Genomic DNA, 16,389 nt, shown 5'->3' with positions numbered 1-16,389 from the left:
GCGGGGAAGCCCGTGGAGGTCCTGCCATGGGCGCGGGCGGCACCTCCATCGGCGGCTATGGCGTGCACGTCCTCGGCGCCTATACCCAGATCACCAACGCGGGAAAAATCGCGCCCGGCGTCGGCACCGCGCAGGCCGTGGCCATCATGTACGCGGAAACCGCCCATCACTCGCTCCTGCGCCTGCAGGCAGGCAGCGAAATCGTGGGCGCGGTGGATGCCACCCGTTCCAGCAACAACAAGCTGGCGCTGGACGGGCCTGGCCCGCTCAATGCCGCCACGGGCGCGAGAATCGCATTCGACGTTTCCAAGTTGGGAGCCATCGGAACCAGCGTGGCAACCACGGATTTCTATCAGGGCTTCACGTCATTCGAAAAAACCTCCGATGGCACCTGGGAATTGGTGAATACGCCGACGCAGGTAAGCACCCCGTGGACCATCAAGGGTGGCGCGCTCGCGATACGCAGCGACCAGAGCCTGGGGCGCGTGGAAGATGCGTTGATGCTGGACGGCGGGATACTGCACGTCCTGGATAATGCGGCCATTCTTCGGAACATGGTGGTGGCCAGCACGGGCGGGGTACGCGTCGACGCAGACGCGCAATCGACAATCCGCGGGGCCGTGGAGGGTGCGGGTGGTGTGTTCAGGAAGGCCGGTGCGGGGCTGCTGACTATCTTGAGCGATAACGGCTTCCAGGGTGTCACGGTGGTGGACGAAGGCACGCTGCAGCTTGGCGATGGCGGCGTCAACGGCGCGATGGGGCCCGGGGCCTTCATCAACAACGGCGTGCTGGCGTTCAATCGCGCCGACGACCTCGTGATAGCAAACGCGATCAACGGGACGGGCGATCTTCGGCTGGAGGGGCCTGGCCGGACCACGCTGACGGGAGCGCTGGGCTATACGGGAACGACCTATCTGAACGGCGGTTCCCTCGTCATCGACGGCACCTCGCTGGGCGCCAGGTCCACGGGGGGCGCGGCGGTCATCGTGCGCAGCCGCAATGAAAGCCTGGATCTGCGCAATGCGCAGTTGCATGGCTGGATAAGCAGCGAAGGCAGCGTGCGCGTGGACTCATCCAGCACCTGGAGCGTGATGACGGATGCCAGGAATCCTTCGGTTGGGAATAACGTCAGCAGCGTCGGTCCGCTGACGCTTGCCGGCCGCATCAATTTCGTGGAACCCGACGTGGGCCGTGGGGAGGCCATCGGCAGAAGCATCACGGCCGATAGTCTCGTGGGCGAAGGCGGCGCGGTGACCTTGTTCGTCATTCCGACCTACGACGGGGTCAGCGATCACCTGGTGCTGAAGCAGGGCGCGACGGGCACGACCACACTGGCGCTGCGCATGGACACGTCCGTGGGAGGAGATCCTTCGAAGGGCGACGGCCTGCTGGTGGTCCAGGCGGGCGACCTGACCGACAATGCCTTTGTCCAGGAACAGTCGTCGTCCGGCAATCGACGAGGCCCGTTTCTCTACGCATTGCAGCATGGCGGCCGCGTCGTCGGAGGCGTTCAGCAAAACCCCAATAACTGGTATCTGCGCAGCGAGGCGCGCCCGGAAGTGTCCATCTATTCGCAGTTGGGCAATCAGGCTTCGCGCTACGGCGAATTGAGCGCCGGCTCGCTGAACGACCGGATGGGCGCCACCGAAGCACTGGAGCGCAAGGTCTATCCCTACGCCTGGGCGCGCACGCTGACGGAGCTTGGCCGCAACCGCGGGCACGATATGGGCCTGCTGGAAGAAGACATCGCTACGAAGACCAAGCTCGGCGGTATTCAGCTTGGATCGGATGTATACGTGAACTTCAAGGGACTGTCGCGCCGCAGCGCGGGGGTGTTCGCGTCCGCCGCGACGATGTCCTCCGATGTGGACCACTATTCGGAAAGCGCGAAAACCACCCGCTTCGCGGGCCGCGCCCGGCAGCAGGCGTATAGCGTCGGCGGCTATTACACGGTGCTGGACGGAAAGGGCGGCTATCTGGATCTGGTAACCCAGGCCAGCCGCTATGACGCCAAGACCAGCGCCGCCACGGCCGACCTGTCGTTGAAGACCTCGGGTTGGGGCGGATTGGCGTCGGCGGAAGCCGGCAAGGCGTTCGCCGTGGGCGATGATGCAAGCCATCTGCGGATCGAGCCGCAGGCGCAACTGATCTATCAGCGCATCAAGTATTCCGATAGCCACGACGCGGTGAGCTCGGTGAAGCTGCCCGCGGTGAACAGCGTGACCGGCAGACTGGGCGTACGGCTTTCCAAGACCTGGGAGCCCGACACCGCGCAGGCCAGCACGGCATGGGCGACGGTGAACCTTCTGGCCACCGCAGGCAATTCATCCAGCATCTACCCGACGGCCACGCAGGGAGACGTGACGTACGACAACAAACTCGCGGGCCCGCGCGTCGGCCTGAAACTCGGGTACGACAGGTTTGTCGCGAAGAACACCTACGTCAATATCCAGAGCGGCGTGGAACAGGGCATCGGCAGCACCAAGACCAGCAGCTACAACATCAATGCCGGCATCAAGGTGCTGTTCTAGGCCACGGCCGGCGCCCGCGATGCGCGCGCCGGCCGCCGCTCGCGCGTGATTTACTTGAACAGCGCGGCGTTCTCTTCCAGCACGGCATCGGCGCACTGGGCGTCCAGGTTGCCGCCGGGCGCGCCCGCCACGCCGATGGCGCCGATCACGCTGTTGCCCGCCTTGACGGGCACCCCGCCGCCCAGCAGCAGGAAACCGGGGATGTCGGTCAGGTTGGCCGCGCCCGGATTCTTTTGCGAGTTTTCCATCATGGCAAGCGTGGGCGTCTTGGCCGACACGGCGGTGAACGCCTTGGCGCGGCTGGCTTCGATGGTGTGCGGGCCGGCATTGTCGGCCCGCGCGAAGGCCTTGAGCAGGCCGGCGCGGTCCACGACCGATGCGCTGACGTTGTAGCCCTTGGCCTGGCAGGCGGCGACGGTGGCGGTGGCGAGCTTTTGCGCGTCGGCCATCGACAGATTGCTTTCGCTCAGCACGGCGGCGTGGGCGGCGCTGGCGAAGGCCAGCGTGGACATCAGGGCGGCGAGCGTGATCTTGTTCATGTTCAGCATCCTTGTTGAGATGGTGCGATAGGAATAGACAGTGTGGCCGAAGGGCCGGCCGCGCGGTATACGCCCGACTACGCGCGCGCCTCCGTAGCGTTACGGAGGCCGGTTCAGTCCAGCAGGGTCGCGTATTGGCGGATGAGCTGCGCCAGCGACTCGGCTTCCAGTTTGGCGAACACATTCGCCCGATAGGTTTCGACGGTGCGCGGAGACAGATCGAATTCGCGCGCGATCTCCTTGTTGCTCATGCCCTGGACGATACGTTCCAGGACCTCGTGCTCGCGTCCGGACAGGCGCGCCAGGCGGTCGGCCGCCGCCTGCGTGACGGCCAGCCGTTCGCGGCTGGCGATGTGCGTGCGCACCGCGGCCTGCACCGCATCCAGGAACACATCGTCGTCCACCGGCTTTTGCAGGAATTCCATGGCGCCGCCCTTGAACGCGCGGCGGCAGAGGTCGACGTTGGCGTGGCCGGTCAGCATCACGACCGGCAGGTCGGACTGTTCGGCCAGCGTGGCCAGCACGTCCAGTCCGCTGATGCCGGGCATGCGGATGTCCAGCACCACGCAGCCGATCGAGGGTTGCGCCAGCGCCGCCAGGAACGCCATGGGATCGCCAAAGCCCGTGCTGCGCAGGCCGACGCTGCGCAGCAGCAGCGCCAGGCCGTCGCGGACCGCGTCGTCGTCGTCCACCAGGTAGACCAGCGGGGAATGATCGTTCGCGTTCATGCGGCGGCGCCGGCGCGGGGCAGGCTTACGGTGAAGCAGGCGCCCGCCGGGCTGAGATTGCGCGCCGCGATGCGGCCGTCCATGGACCCGGCCAGCGTGTCGCACAGCGCCAGGCCCAGGCCCATGCCCTGGGCGCGCGTGGTGTAGAAGGGCGCGAACAGGCGCGGCATGGCATCGGCGGGAATGCCCGGTCCGGTGTCGCTGACGCTGAACAGGTAGTTGCCGTCGACCGCCCGGCCTTCCAGCGAAATGTGGCGGTTCCCGCCTGCGCCGGCCAGCGCGTCCGCCGCGTTCTGCACCAGGTTGTGCAGGATCTGTTCCAGCGCGACGCGGTCGCCCAGCGGGCGCGCGCCGGGACTGGCGTTGTGCCAGGACAGGCGTATGCCTTGCCGCGCCAGTTCGGGTTCGCGCAGGAAGCGCAGCGACGCCACCAGCGCGTCGGGGTCCAGGGCCTCGCGCAGCGCGGGCGAGCTGGGTTGGACCAGCGCCCGCATGCGGCTGATGATGTCGGCGGCGCGCTTGGCCTGTTCGGCGCTGGCCAGCAGCGCATGGCGCACCGCGGGCCGCTCTTCGTCGTCGTCCAGCAGCCGTTCGGCGGCGCGGGTGTGGGCCAGGATGGCGGTAAGGGGCTGATTGAGCTCATGGGCGATACCGGCGGCCATTTCGCCCAGGGTGCTCAGCCGCGCCATGGCCGCCAGGCGGACCTGCTCCTGCTGGCGGCGCGCTTCGGCGCGCGAGCGCTGCCAGGCGGCGGCGCCCGCCACCAGCAGGGCGCTGGCCGCCGCCCATGCCAGCCACGCCATCCATGGCCAGGCGTCCGGCGTCAGCTTGCGGGTGCTGCGCATTTGAAATGGCTGGCTTGCCGCGCCCAGCGGCTTTTGCAGCGCCAGCGTCCAACCGGGCACGGCGTCGCCGGGCTGCTTTTCCAGCAGCGTCAGGGGCGACCGGTCCACCGTCAGGGTCAGATTCGCCAGCCCCGGCGGAAAGTCCGCGGCCGGCACCAATTGGCGGGCATCCAGCAGCAGGCTCCAGCCGGACGGCGCGACCAGCCAGTAGTGCGCGGCGTCCAGGGGCAGGGTCACGGGCCGGCCAAGCTGGCGCGCGCGCTCGACGGCAGCTGTCAGGCCTTGCGGTTCAGCCACGTTGCCGGCCCAGACGCCGCCGGGCAGATGGCCCAGCCCAAGCAGTTGCGGCATCGCCGGCTGAAGACTGGGGAACAGGCGTTCGGGCGAAGGGGGGTGGGACAGGGCGGCCAATGTGGCCAGCACGGCTTCGTGCTGCACCGTCTTCTGGCTCAGCATGCGCTGCGCCACGCTGGTGCTTTGGAAGAAGCGCTCGTGCTGGTCCACGTATTCCTGCCGGCCGATCCAGACGGCGCCAAGCAAGAACAGGACCAGCCAGCAGAATAGGGCGCGCGTGCGCGATAGGGGATTCACGCCTGAAATTATGCCTTGCGGCAAGCGCGCGCCGGAATCCGTAAGGCTACGGAGGCTCAGGCGGCCAGCTTGTGCGGATGGGCGCCGCCCGCGGGCTGCGAATTGGCCGATACCGCCATCTGGTACAGGGCCGCCACCAGGTCGGATTGCGTCACCAGGCCGTGCAGGTTGCGGGCCTCGTCCAGCACCGGCACGCAATGCAGGCTGTCCGACATGGGGCGCGCCAATTCGATGACGGGCAAGCCCGGCGTGGCGAAGGGCACCTCGCTGCGCATGCAGTCGCCCACCAGCAGGTCCGGCGCGGGCTCGCCGCCGGCCGCCACCGGCGTCAGCCGGCTTTTGCGCGCCAGCACGTCGCCCTGGGCCAACATGCCGGCATAGCGGCCGGCCGAATCCAGCACGGGCAGCGCCTGCAGCCGGTGCTTGTCGAAGAGCCGGACCGCATAGTCCAGCGGATCCATTTCCATGACCGAGACCACGTCGCGCGACATGATGTCGGCGCAGCGCACGTCGCCAAAGCGGCGCACGCTGGCGCGCAGCTCGGCGTCCAGCACGATGGCTTCCAGGTCTTCCTTGCTGATGTCCAGCAGCTCGCCGCGCTGGCTCAGGGCGTCGTCCAGGTCGGCGCGGGAAAAGCCCAGCCGGGCGCTGGGAACGGGGTCGCGCGTGCTGTGGCCGGCTGCCGGTTCGGCGTGCCGGCGCGGGTAATTGCGCTTGAGCGCGCCGTTGAACACCACGGCGATGCACAGCAGGATGAGGGAGTTCAGGGCCACCGGCCACAGCGCGAAGCCGTAGCCCAGGCTGGCGACGGACGGGCCGCCCAGCACCGCCGTCAGCGCGACCGCGCCGCTGGGCGGATGCAGGCAGCGCAACGAAAACATGGCGCCGATCGCCAGCGACACGGCCACGGCCGCGGCAACGCCGGGCACGGGAATGAACTGGGCGCAGAAAACGCCGATCAGCGCGGAGACGATGTTGCCCGCCATCAGCGACCAGGGCTGGGCGAGCGGACTGGCCGGCGCGGCGAACAGCAGCACGGCGGACGCGCCCATCGGCGCGACGAACCAGGGATTGGCGCTTCCCAGCGCATGGCGGCCGACCCACTCGGTGCAGAAGAGCCCGACCAGCGCGCCCAGCACGCCGTAGATTTTTTCGCGTCCGTTGACGCCCACCGGCGCTGGCGCGAACGACCCCAGCCAGCGCTTTATTGCAACACCCAAAACGGTCTCCTCGCGCTTCTGAAATATGTCGCGGGACGACAATTTATCACGAGGCTTATTGCTTTGAGGTATGAGCTTATGCCATAGCGCGAAGGTCAGGCCTCGCCGGCGTGGCCATCCGTGGCGCCAGGGTCAGACCCCGTCAGCGTCGCCGTCCAGGCGCGTCAACAGGCGCGTCAACAACGGACGCATCGCGTGCAGTTCCTCAAGGTGCGAGGCGGACAGGTCTTCCAGCATGCGTTCGGCCTTGGGCGTCAACACGACTTCCACCCGGCGTCTGTCTTCGGGATCGGGCTCGCGGCTGACGAGGTCCAGCCGCGCAAGACGGCCGACCAGTTCCGCGGCGGTGTGCGGGCGCAGCAGCAGGCGCTCGGCGATTTCGCCCACATACAGGCCGCGCCGTCCGGGCGTGAATTTGCGGGTGCCCTTGATCGCCAGCAAGACCTGATGCTGCTGCGGCATCAGGTCCAGTTCGGCGGCCGCGCTTTCGCTGAACACCGCGAACTTGCGCAGTGCGTAGCGGAAGTCGGCAAGCAGTTCGTAGTCGGCGGAAGACAGGCGGGCAGGGGAGCGGGGCGGATTCACCCGGCTGATTCTAATATATGTCGTGCTACGATATATATGACATTTCGCAAACTTCTTGCGCCTAGTCCCACCTTTTCGTCGAACATGCCTCCTACTTCTTCCTCCGCCCGCGCCGTCAACCGGCTGGGCGACTTCACCACAGACCGCCGCGTCGTCCTGCTGATGGCGCTGGCCATACCCGTTGGACTGGCCAGCGTGGCGGCCGCATGGATGCTGCTGCGCCTGATCGCGCTGTGCACCAACCTGGCCTACCACGGCCTGTTTTCCTTTGCGGACCTGCCGATCACGACCGGACGCCTGGGCCTTGGGTCCGTAGCCATCCCCGTTGTGGGCTGCCTCATCATCGGGTTGATGGCCCGCTACGGCTCGGAAAAAATTCGCGGCCACGGCATCCCCGAAGCCATGGAAGCCATCCTGATCGGCAAAAGCCGCATCCAGCCCAAGGTGGCGATCCTCAAGCCGGTGTCTTCGGCCGTGTCGATCGGCACCGGCGGCCCCTTTGGCGCGGAAGGACCCATCATCATGACGGGCGGCGCGATCGGATCCCTGCTGGCCCAGACCATTCACCTGGACGACAACGAACGCAAGACGTTGTTGGTGGCGGGCGCCGCCGCCGGCATGACCGCGATCTTCGGCACGCCGCTGGCGGCGGTGCTGCTGGCGGTGGAGCTGTTGCTGTTCGAATGGAAGCCGCGCAGTTTTCTGCCGGTGGCGATGGCGGCTCTGGTGGCCGCCGCCACGCGCGCCTACGTGCTGGAGCCGGGCCCCATTTTTGCGTACTCGGGCGCGCTGGCCTTCACGCCGTGGCACTTGCTGGCGTGCGCCGCGATCGGCGTGCTGGCGGGACTGGGGTCGGGGGTGCTGACCTCGTTGGTGTATGCCGCCGAGGATCTGTTCGAGAAGCTGCCCATCCATTGGATGTGGTGGCCGGCCTTCGGCGGTCTGGCCATCGGCATCGGCGGGCTGATCGAACCCGCCGCGCTGGGCGTGGGCTATGACAACATCCGGCATCTGCTGGCGGGCGACATGGCCTTCCAGGCGGTGCTGGTGCTGTTGGTGGTCAAGGTGGCCATCTGGTCGATCGCGCTGGGTTCGGGCACGTCGGGCGGCGTGCTGGCGCCCTTGCTGATCTTCGGCGGCGCCCTGGGCGCGCTGGCCTCGCCCTGGCTGCCGCAGGCGGATCCGGGCTTCTGGGCCCTGTTGGGCATGGCCGCGATGATGGGGGGCACGATGCGGGCGCCGCTGACCGCGACCCTGTTCGCGGTGGAGCTGACGGGCAATATCGGCGCGCTGCTGCCGGTGCTGTCGGCCTGCGTGTTTGCCTACGGCGTCACGGTGCTGCTTCTGAAACGGTCGATCCTGACCGAAAAGATCGCGCGGCGCGGCCACCATATCAGCCGCGAGTACCGGGTGGACCCCTTCGATCTGCTGCGCGTGGCCGACGTGATGACCACACCCGTGCAGACCTTGCCCGCCACGCTGACGGTGGCGCAGGCCATCGAGCACTTCACCACCGCGCAACCTGTCCACACCAGCTATCCCGTGCTGGACGAGCAGGGCGCCGTGGTGGGCGAAGTGACGCGCGCCGACAGCCTGGCGTGGGCGCTGGAAAGCGAAAACGACGACCGGACGCTAGCCGAAGCGCTGGCCGGGCGCGAGCTGGTGCAGGGCTATCCCGAGGAACTGGCCAGCCAGATCGCCGACCGTATGGCCTTGTCCGGTGCGGGCCGGGTGCCGATCGTGGACCGCGCCACCGGCCGCCTGCTGGGCATCGTGGGCCGCAAAGACCTGTTCCGGTCCCGCGCCCGGCGGCTGCGCGAAGAAAGCCAGCGCACCGCGTTCTTCCGCCGCGCGTCGTCTACGCGCGCTTGACACTTGAAAGCGGGCTGCGGCTGGAACGCGGTGCAGGACTGGCCGCGGGTTCCGTGCAACGTGGCGTGCATTTAAGGCGCGGCGGCGCGTCCGGCGCCCGCCGCCCGCAGTTCCCACAAGACGTCCAGCACGTGCTGGGTGGCGCGTTCCACCTGCCCGGCGCGGTGCGCGATGCCCAGCGGACGCCATAGCGCGGGCCGCACCGGCCGCATGGCGATGCGCGGGTCGGGCTGGGGCGCGGTGGCCTCGTGCGGCAGCAAGGTGGCGCCATAGCCCGCTGCCACCAGGCTCTTGATCGCATCGTTGTAGTTGAGCTGGATGCGGGCGCGCGGGTTCAGCCCGGCGGCCGCGAACCATTCGCCCGTCAGGCGTGACAGGCGCGTGCTGGCGTCGTTCAGGATCAGCGCCCGGCCGGCGAGCCAGGCGGGGGTGACGCGGGCGGGCGCCTGCCAGCCGGCGGGCAGGAAGGCCATCACGGGATCCCGGCGCCAGGGGCGCAGCACAAGGCCATCGAGCGGGGGCTGCGGCAAGGCCACCAGGCCCACGTCCAGCGATCCGTCCGCCAGCCGCAGCAGGGTTTCCTGGGACGTCAGCACCGCCACCTGCACGTCGATGCCGGGGTGGTCGCGGCCCAGGGTTTCGAGCGCTTGCGGCAGCAGATGCGCGATCGCGCCGGTCGACGCGCCCAAGCGCACCCGGCCCGCCAGCCCCTGCACCTGGCGCTGCACATCGTCCAGGGCCTGATCGGCTTCGGCAAGCAGCCGGCGGGCGCGTTCCAGCAGGGTGTCTCCGATGGCGGTGGGCCGGACCTGGCCGCGCTTGCGCATCAGCAAGGGCGCGCCCACGCGGGACTCCAGATCCGCCACGTGCAGGCTGACGGTGGGCGGCGCCAGATGCAGGGCGCGCGCGGCATCCGCGAACGATCCCAGGTCGGCGATGGCCACCAGGGTGCGCAGCCGGTCCAGACTGATTTCTCGCATGGGTGTTCTCGAGTGGGCTCGCGCCGCGCGGCAGGCACGCGGGCGCGCCTTGCCTGCCGGAGTTGTCATTCAGGAAATCTGAATTGATCGGTCATGATATTCGACTTTTCTTATCTGATGAGCCGATCGATGATGAAGGCCTCTCCTGAAAGACCAGGAAACTCCCCACCTAGGCGGACAGCGTCATGACCCAACCCCTTGTATTTATCGACGGCGACCAGGGCACCACCGGCCTGCAGATCCATGAACGGCTCAACGGCCGCGGCGACTTGCGGCTGCTTACGCTGCCCGAGGCCGACCGCAAGCATCCGCAGCGCCGCGCCGAGGCCATCAATGCCTGCGACGTCGCGATCCTGTGCCTGCCGGACGAGCCGGCGCGGCAGGCGGCGGCCTCCGTCGTGAATCCCAAGGTCCGCATCGTCGACGCCAGTTCCGCCCACCGCACGGACGCGGGCTGGGTGTACGGTTTTCCCGAGATGAGCGCCGGTCAGGCCGAACGGATCGCCCAGGCGCTGCGCGTGAGCAATCCTGGTTGCTATCCCACCGGCGCGATCGCCTTGCTCCGGCCCCTGATCCAGGCGGGTCTTGTTCCCGCGGACTATCCTGCGGTCGTGCACGCCGTGTCCGGCTACTCGGGCGGCGGCCGCGCCAGCGTGGATGCCTACGAAGGCCCGGAAGGCGCCAAGGGGCCGGCATTCCAGCTATATGGACTGGGCCTGGCGCACAAGCACACGCCAGAGATCGAACGGCACGCCGGCCTGACGCAGCGCCCCGTCTTCGTGCCCGCGTATGGCGCGTTCCGCCAGGGCATCGTCCTGACCGTGCCCTTGCACCTGCGCCTGCTGCCGGCGGGCGTGGACAGCCAGCAACTGCATGACTGCCTGGCCGGGCACTACGCCGGCGCGGCGCATGTGCGGGTGGTGGCGCGCGACGAGGCGGCGGCGCAGACGCATCTGGATCCGCAGGCGCTCAACGGAACCAACGATTTGCGTTTGGGCGTGCACGGCAACGAACAGCACGGCCAGGTGCTGCTGACGGCGGTGTTCGACAACCTGGGCAAGGGCGCGTCCGGCGCGGCGGTGCAGAACCTGGACCTGATGCTGGCCGCGATGGCCTGAGGACGGCAGCGATGACCTGAGGGCGGCCGCGCGGTCCGCTAATCCGGGTCTTTCTCCGTCCGGATGGCAACCGGGCGCCGGGAATCCCGATCCTGGGCCGTCCGGATGGCCTCCAGGCGCTGGGCCAGCGTGGCCGTGGACAATTCGCCCACGCGCAGGTCGGTCAGACGTCCGCCGGCGTCCAGGAACAGGGTGGCGGGCAGGCCCCGGTTGCTCATCTTGCGCGAGGCCTCGCTGGCGGGGTCGCGCAGGACATTGCGCAGGGCTGGCGCGTGCTGGTCCAGATACTGGCGGATTTCCGGGGCGGTTTCGCCCTGGTTCAGGAAGACAAAATTCACATCCGGGTTCGCGGCCTGCGCGCTGGCGAAAGCGGGCATCTCGCGGCGGCAGGGCGGGCACCAGCTTGCCCACAGGTTGATCACCGTGGGCTTGCCGTGAAAGGCCGCCAGCGTGGACGGTGTTCCGTCCAGAGACTCCAGCGCCAGCGTGGCCAGCGCCGGGGGCGGCACGCTGGCGGGCGCCGTCAAACGCCCGCCGCCGAACCAGGCCAGGCTGGCCAGGAGCAGGGCGCCCAGCACCGCGGGCCGGGGCGCGGCGCGCCGGATCATCGCGCCCGCGCCGTAGATCCAGGCGGCGGCCAGGCCCGGCAGGCCCGACCAGCCCCCGTCGCGCAGGTCAAGGATCTGAAGCGGATCCTGCATGTAAAGGTCCCGGTACTGCCAGACAAAGCCCAGGCGCGCGACCAGCAGGCCCGCGATCAGGGAGCGCCACAGCACGGCCGACACGTCGGCGGGACGGTTCGGCCGGGGCCTGCGGTCCAGCAGGCGGCCGGCCAGCAGCCCGATCGCGGCGGCGGCGATCAGCACCGCGAGCTCTGCGGGGAATACAAGCGGACCAAGACGGATGGCGGGGCTCATGCGGAATCCACGGGGACGGGGGGGCAAGCCTAGCATGCCGCGCCTGTGCGCCCCGGTATGCGCCGTCCGGTCCGCCGGTCCCGGGCGCGCGATCCGCCCGGTCCCTGCCGCGCCGGGGCGCCGCCGCCGGCACTTCGCGGCGGGGACGCTAAAATAGCGGCTCGCGGCTTGTTGCCGAGCCTTCCCGGCATTCTTCATTCCTGCGCCAGGCGCACCCATAACGATGAAAAAACTGACTGCTGTTCTTCTTGTGTCCGCAACCACGCTGCTCACGGCTTGCGGTCCCAGCGACAACGCGCCCGCCGCGGGCGCCCAGGCGCCGGCCGCCGCCAAGAAGGTCGTCGTCGGCCTGGACGATAATTTCCCGCCCATGGGCTTTCGCGACGCCAGCAACCAGATCGTCGGTTTCGACATCGACATGGCCAAGGAAGCCAGCAAGCGTCTGGGCATCGAGGTGGAATTCAAGCCGATCGACTGGAGCGCCAAGGAAGCCGAACTCAACGGCAAGCGCGTCGACGTGCTGTGGAATGGCCTGACGATCACCGAAGAGCGCAAGAAGAACATCAGCTTCACCGCGCCTTACATGGCCAACCACCAGATCATCATCGTGGGCAATGCGTCGCCCGTGAAGGTCAAGAACGACCTGGCCGGCAAGGTCATCGGCGCGCAGGACGGCAGCAGCGCCACCGACGCCATCGCCAAGGACCCGGTCGCCGCCCAGATCAAGGAAGTGAAGAAGTTCGGCGACAACGTCACGGCCCTGATGGACCTGGCCGCGGGCCGCCTGGACGCCATCGTCGTCGACGAAGTGGTCGGCCGCTACCTGATCAGCAAGCGCGCGGGCGAATACCGCGTGCTGGAAGAGAACTTCGGCACCGAAGACTACGGCGTGGGCGTGCGCAAGGACGACACCGAACTGCTGGGCAAGCTCGACAAGACGCTGGATTCGATGAAGCAGGACGGCACCGCCGGCCGTATCGCCACCCAGTGGTTCGGCGCCAACATCATCAAGTAATCGGTCAGGCGCCCGCGGCCCGCCAGCCGGGGCGCGCGCCCGTTGCAGTCCCGCAGCCCGCCGCGGCGCCGCAAGGCCAGGCGGGCTTGCCCATGATTCCCTCTTGCCCGCGCGGCGCGAACCCACTGCATGGACTACGTACTCTCCCTTCTGGGGCCATTGGCGCAAGGCGCGAAAGTGACCTTGACGCTGTTCTTCATCACGCTGGCGCTGGCCGTGCCGCTGGGCCTCGTGCTGGCCCTTGCGCGGATCTCGAAGTGGCCGCTGCTGAGCCGGCTGGTCAATGGCTATATCTGGCTGATGCGCGGCACCCCGCTCATGCTCCAGATGCTGTTCATCTACTTCGCGCTGCCATTCGTGCCGGTGATCGGCATCCGGCTGCCTGATTTCCCGGCCGCGGTGGTGGCTTTCGCGCTGAACTACGCGGCGTACTTCGCCGAGATCTTCCGCGCCGGCATCCAGTCGGTGGACCGCGGCCAGTACGAAGGCAGCAAGGTGCTGGGCATGACCTATCTGCAGACGCTGCGCCGCATCGTGCTGCCGCAGATGGTGCAACGCGTGCTGCCGCCCATGAGCAACGAGACCATCACGCTGGTCAAGGACACCTCGCTCATCTACGTGCTGGCGCTCAACGATATCCTGCGCACGGCGCGGGGCATCGTGCAGCGCGACTTCACGACCACGCCGTTCCTCGTCGCCGCCGCCTTCTACCTGTTGATGACGCTGCTGCTGACGTGGTTCTTCCAGCACATGGAAAAGCGCTATGCCAAATATGACCAGTAATCCCCCGACCGGCCAGCCCGGGCAGGCCGGCCGCCCCGTGATGATCCAGGCCCGCAACATCGTCAAGTCCTTCGGCGCGAACCGCGTGCTGGACAATGTGTCGCTGACCTTGGGGCAGGGTGAAGTGGTGGCGGTGATCGGTCCGTCCGGCTCGGGTAAAAGCACCTTCCTGCGCTGCCTGAACCACCTGGAGACCATCGACGAAGGCAGCATCGAGATCGAAGGCGAGGTCATGGCCGCCGCCGTCTCCGGCGGACGCAGCCAGTACGCCAGCGACGCCGACGTGCGGCGCATCTGCCGCAAGATGGGCATGGTGTTCCAGTCGTTCAATCTGTTCCCGCACATGACGGTGCTGCAGAACATTATCGAAGCGCCCATCACCGTCAAGGGCATGTCGCGCGCCGCGATCATTCCGAAGGCGGAATCGCTGCTGCGCAAGGTTGGCCTGCTGAACAAGCGTGACAACTATCCCACGCGCCTGTCCGGCGGCCAGAAGCAGCGCGTGGCGATTGCCCGCGCGCTGGCCATGGAGCCGGACATCATGCTGTTCGACGAACCGACCTCGGCGCTGGACCCGGAACTGACCGGCGAAGTCCTGCGCACCATGAAGCAGTTGGCCGACGAACGCATGACCATGCTGGTGGTCACCCACGAAATGGGCTTCGCGCGCGAAGTGGCCCACCGGGTCATCTTCATGGACGACGGCCGCATCGTCGAGGAAGCGCCGTCGGCCGACTTCTTCAGCGCGCCCCGGCACGTGCGCAGCCGGGAATTCCTGGCGCACATGCTCTGATTCCGGGGCAGGATCCCAAGGACGGCCCGTCTTGCGGCGGGCTGCTCTCTGGATGGACAGCCCGCCTTGCCGCGGGCTTTTCTATATGATCTGCCCCATGTCTCCCGCGCCAGTTCCCCTTCCAGCTTCCACCGACGCGCCCCTGCTCAGGCTGCGGGGCCTGTACAGCCAGCGCCTGGCGCCCGTCAGCCTGGATCTTGCCGCGGGCGAGTGCGCGGCCGTCGTCGGCGCGTCGGGGTCGGGCAAATCCCTGCTGCTGCGCCAGATCGCCGACCTGGATCCCGGCCATGGCGAAGCCGAACTGGACGGGCGCAGGCGTTCGGCCATGCGCGGTTTCGAATGGCGCCGCCGCGTCGTCTACTGCCAGGCCGAGGCCGGCTGGTGGGACGACCATGTGTCCGCGCACTACACGGACCGCGCCGCGGCGCTGGACATCATGGGCCGCCTGGGCCTGGCCGAATCCAAGCTGGATGCCCTGGTGCATGAACTGTCCACCGGCGAGCGCCAGCGCATGGGGCTGGCGCGCGCCTTGCTGCAGGCGCCGCGGGTGCTGCTGCTGGACGAGCCCACCGCCGCCCTGGACAAGGCGGCGACCGGACTCGTGGAGCAGGAGCTGATGCGCGTCCTGGCCACCGGCGCGGCCATTCTGCTGGTCACCCATAGCGCCGAACAGGCCGCCCGGCTGGCGCGCAGAACGTGGCGCATGGAGCACGGTCACCTGGAGCCGCTATGGACGTGATCAGGCTGCAGGCGCTGGATCTGGTGATCGCGTCGTTGCTGGTGCTGCTGAGCGCGGGGATTTCCTTCGCGTTGCGCCTGAACCTGCAGCGGCAGGTACTGTGGGCGGCGGTGCGCACCGTGGTGCAATTGCTGCTGGTCGGCCAGATCCTGCGCGTCGTTTTCGCGCATGCCGCGCCCTGGCTGACGGCGCTGGTGGTGGCCGTGATGATGGCGCTGGCGGCGCGCGAAGTCGCTGCACGGCCCAAGGCGCGGCTGACCGGGCATGGCAACGGCTGGGTCGGCACGTTGGCCGTGGCGTCCACCACCCTGGTCACGGCGCTGTTTGTCCTGAACACGGCGCTGCGCCCGGATCCCTGGTACGACCCGCGCTACACGGTCGCGCTGGTCGGCATCGTGCTGGGCAGCGTGCTGAACGCGGCCAGCCTGGCGCTGGACGGCATGCTGGCCGGCGTCCGGCGGGAAAAGCTGGCGATCGAGGCCCGGCTGGCGCTGGGCGCGACCGTCCATCAGGCGTTTTCGTCCCTGCTGCGCGAGTCCGTGCGGCGCGGCATCGTGCCCAGCATCAACCAGATGTCGGCGGCCGGCATCATCACCTTGCCCGGCATCATGACCGGCCAGATCATCGCGGGCATGGACCCGGTGGACGCCGCCAAATACCAGATCCTGCTGATGTTCCTGCTGTGCGGGGCCAGCGGCATGGCGGCGATGGGCGCGGCCTACGGCGCCATGCGCCGGCTGACCGACGAGCGCGGAAGGCTGCGGCTCGACCGCTTGAAGCCGGGGACCGCCGCGAACCGGAACTGATGCGTCAGAGAAGGGCTTGCAAGCCCTTGTCCGCAAGAATGTTCAGCAGCTTGAGCGCCGGCCCGGTGGGGTGGGTGTCGCCTTGCTCCCATTTTCTGATGGTAGATGGCGTCGTGTGTAAATGCAGGGCGAAGACCGGCTGGCTGAATCGTAATCCTTCACGTAGCCGCTTGATGTCAGCGGGACTGAATTCCCGCACCGGGGGCGGACAGATGGCGTCGAACGCGCGCATCGTGATCTTGTCTATCGATCCGGCTTTGTGTAGCGCGGCGAGATCGCCGCGCAAGGATTCAATGATCTTGCTCACAGTGCACCTCCAGTAACACG

General features: G+C 68.1%; 16 protein-coding genes. 8 read left to right on the top strand and 8 right to left on the bottom strand.

The window, feature by feature from the left end; all coding sequences use genetic code 11:
• Window positions 1-26 precede the first annotated feature (26 nt).
• The gene (locus ASE30_RS09055) at window positions 27-2,531 is read left to right on the top strand and encodes an autotransporter outer membrane beta-barrel domain-containing protein (protein ID WP_057283960.1); all 2,505 of its coding nucleotides are present in this window, start codon (window positions 27-29) and stop codon (window positions 2,529-2,531) included.
• A gap of 50 nt (window positions 2,532-2,581) precedes the next feature.
• Here the strand turns inward: ASE30_RS09055 and ASE30_RS09050 are convergent, their stop codons facing one another.
• The 5 genes from ASE30_RS09050 to ASE30_RS09030 all read right to left on the bottom strand — a co-directional run bounded on the left by ASE30_RS09050 (window position 2,582) and on the right by ASE30_RS09030 (window position 7,039).
• Window positions 2,582-3,070, bottom strand: coding sequence for a heme-binding protein (locus tag ASE30_RS09050; RefSeq protein ID WP_057284008.1), 489 nt, complete (start codon window positions 3,068-3,070; stop codon window positions 2,582-2,584).
• Window positions 3,071-3,183: 113 nt separating this feature from the next.
• Window positions 3,184-3,798, bottom strand: a complete 615-nt coding sequence (locus ASE30_RS09045) for a response regulator transcription factor (protein WP_057283959.1) — start codon at window positions 3,796-3,798, stop codon at window positions 3,184-3,186.
• Complete coding sequence (locus ASE30_RS09040; RefSeq protein ID WP_057283958.1) at window positions 3,795-5,234, bottom strand: sensor histidine kinase; 1,440 nt, start codon at window positions 5,232-5,234, stop codon at window positions 3,795-3,797. Before ASE30_RS09040 ends, ASE30_RS09045 begins: the two co-directional genes overlap by 4 nt.
• 56 nt (window positions 5,235-5,290) lie before the next feature.
• Window positions 5,291-6,454: an HPP family protein gene (locus ASE30_RS09035; protein WP_057283957.1), complete on the bottom strand. Its 1,164-nt coding sequence runs from the start codon at window positions 6,452-6,454 to the stop codon at window positions 5,291-5,293.
• A 132-nt stretch (window positions 6,455-6,586) separates the two neighbouring features.
• On the bottom strand, window positions 6,587-7,039 hold the full coding sequence (locus ASE30_RS09030; RefSeq protein WP_057283956.1) for a MarR family winged helix-turn-helix transcriptional regulator: 453 nt from the start codon (window positions 7,037-7,039) through the stop codon (window positions 6,587-6,589).
• A gap of 84 nt (window positions 7,040-7,123) precedes the next feature.
• Here ASE30_RS09030 and ASE30_RS09025 point away from each other — a divergent pair, with 84 nt between their 5' ends.
• Window positions 7,124-8,911 carry a chloride channel protein gene (locus ASE30_RS09025; RefSeq protein ID WP_057283955.1) on the top strand — a complete coding sequence of 596 codons (1,788 nt, stop codon included), beginning with the start codon at window positions 7,124-7,126 and terminating at the stop codon, window positions 8,909-8,911.
• 71 nt (window positions 8,912-8,982) lie between these two features.
• Here ASE30_RS09025 and ASE30_RS09020 read toward each other — a convergent pair whose 3' ends face one another.
• The gene (locus ASE30_RS09020) at window positions 8,983-9,891 is read right to left on the bottom strand and encodes a LysR family transcriptional regulator (RefSeq protein ID WP_057283954.1); all 909 of its coding nucleotides are present in this window, start codon (window positions 9,889-9,891) and stop codon (window positions 8,983-8,985) included.
• 185 nt (window positions 9,892-10,076) lie between these two features.
• On the opposite strand from ASE30_RS09020, the gene argC reads away from it, so the two are divergent.
• Window positions 10,077-11,009 (top strand): N-acetyl-gamma-glutamyl-phosphate reductase, encoded by a 933-nt coding sequence (gene argC, locus ASE30_RS09015; protein ID WP_057283953.1) that lies wholly within the window; start codon window positions 10,077-10,079, stop codon window positions 11,007-11,009.
• A gap of 38 nt (window positions 11,010-11,047) precedes the next feature.
• Here the strand turns inward: argC and ASE30_RS09010 are convergent, their stop codons facing one another.
• Window positions 11,048-11,926: a TlpA disulfide reductase family protein gene (locus tag ASE30_RS09010; RefSeq protein WP_057283952.1), complete on the bottom strand. Its 879-nt coding sequence runs from the start codon at window positions 11,924-11,926 to the stop codon at window positions 11,048-11,050.
• A 223-nt stretch (window positions 11,927-12,149) separates the two neighbouring features.
• On the opposite strand from ASE30_RS09010, the gene ASE30_RS09005 reads away from it, so the two are divergent.
• The 5 genes from ASE30_RS09005 (at window position 12,150) to fetB (ending at window position 16,062) form a co-directional block, all read left to right on the top strand.
• Entirely contained in the window at window positions 12,150-12,941 is a 792-nt protein-coding gene (locus ASE30_RS09005; RefSeq protein ID WP_057283951.1) for an amino acid ABC transporter substrate-binding protein, read from the top strand.
• A 129-nt stretch (window positions 12,942-13,070) separates the two neighbouring features.
• Window positions 13,071-13,724, top strand: a complete 654-nt coding sequence (locus ASE30_RS09000; protein ID WP_057283950.1) for an amino acid ABC transporter permease — start codon at window positions 13,071-13,073, stop codon at window positions 13,722-13,724.
• Between the two features lie 40 nt (window positions 13,725-13,764).
• Complete coding sequence (locus ASE30_RS08995; protein ID WP_057284007.1) at window positions 13,765-14,517, top strand: amino acid ABC transporter ATP-binding protein; 753 nt, start codon at window positions 13,765-13,767, stop codon at window positions 14,515-14,517.
• A gap of 97 nt (window positions 14,518-14,614) precedes the next feature.
• Window positions 14,615-15,256, top strand: coding sequence for an ATP-binding cassette domain-containing protein (locus ASE30_RS08990; protein ID WP_082601528.1), 642 nt, complete (start codon window positions 14,615-14,617; stop codon window positions 15,254-15,256).
• Window positions 15,247-16,062: an iron export ABC transporter permease subunit FetB gene (gene fetB, locus ASE30_RS08985; protein WP_057283949.1), complete on the top strand. Its 816-nt coding sequence runs from the start codon at window positions 15,247-15,249 to the stop codon at window positions 16,060-16,062. Before ASE30_RS08990 ends, fetB begins: the two co-directional genes overlap by 10 nt.
• A 4-nt stretch (window positions 16,063-16,066) precedes the next feature.
• Here the strand turns inward: fetB and ASE30_RS08980 are convergent, their stop codons facing one another.
• Window positions 16,067-16,369 carry a DNA-binding transcriptional regulator gene (locus tag ASE30_RS08980; protein ID WP_057283948.1) on the bottom strand — a complete coding sequence of 101 codons (303 nt, stop codon included), beginning with the start codon at window positions 16,367-16,369 and terminating at the stop codon, window positions 16,067-16,069.
• Window positions 16,370-16,389: the final 20 nt, after the last annotated feature.

The sequence above is a fragment of the Achromobacter sp. Root83 genome, assembly GCF_001428845.1.
In the GTDB taxonomy this organism is placed as follows: domain Bacteria; phylum Pseudomonadota; class Gammaproteobacteria; order Burkholderiales; family Burkholderiaceae_B; genus Achromobacter.
The sequence above is the reverse complement of the archived record's forward strand: the minus strand, read 5'-3'. Positions and strand labels throughout refer to the sequence as shown.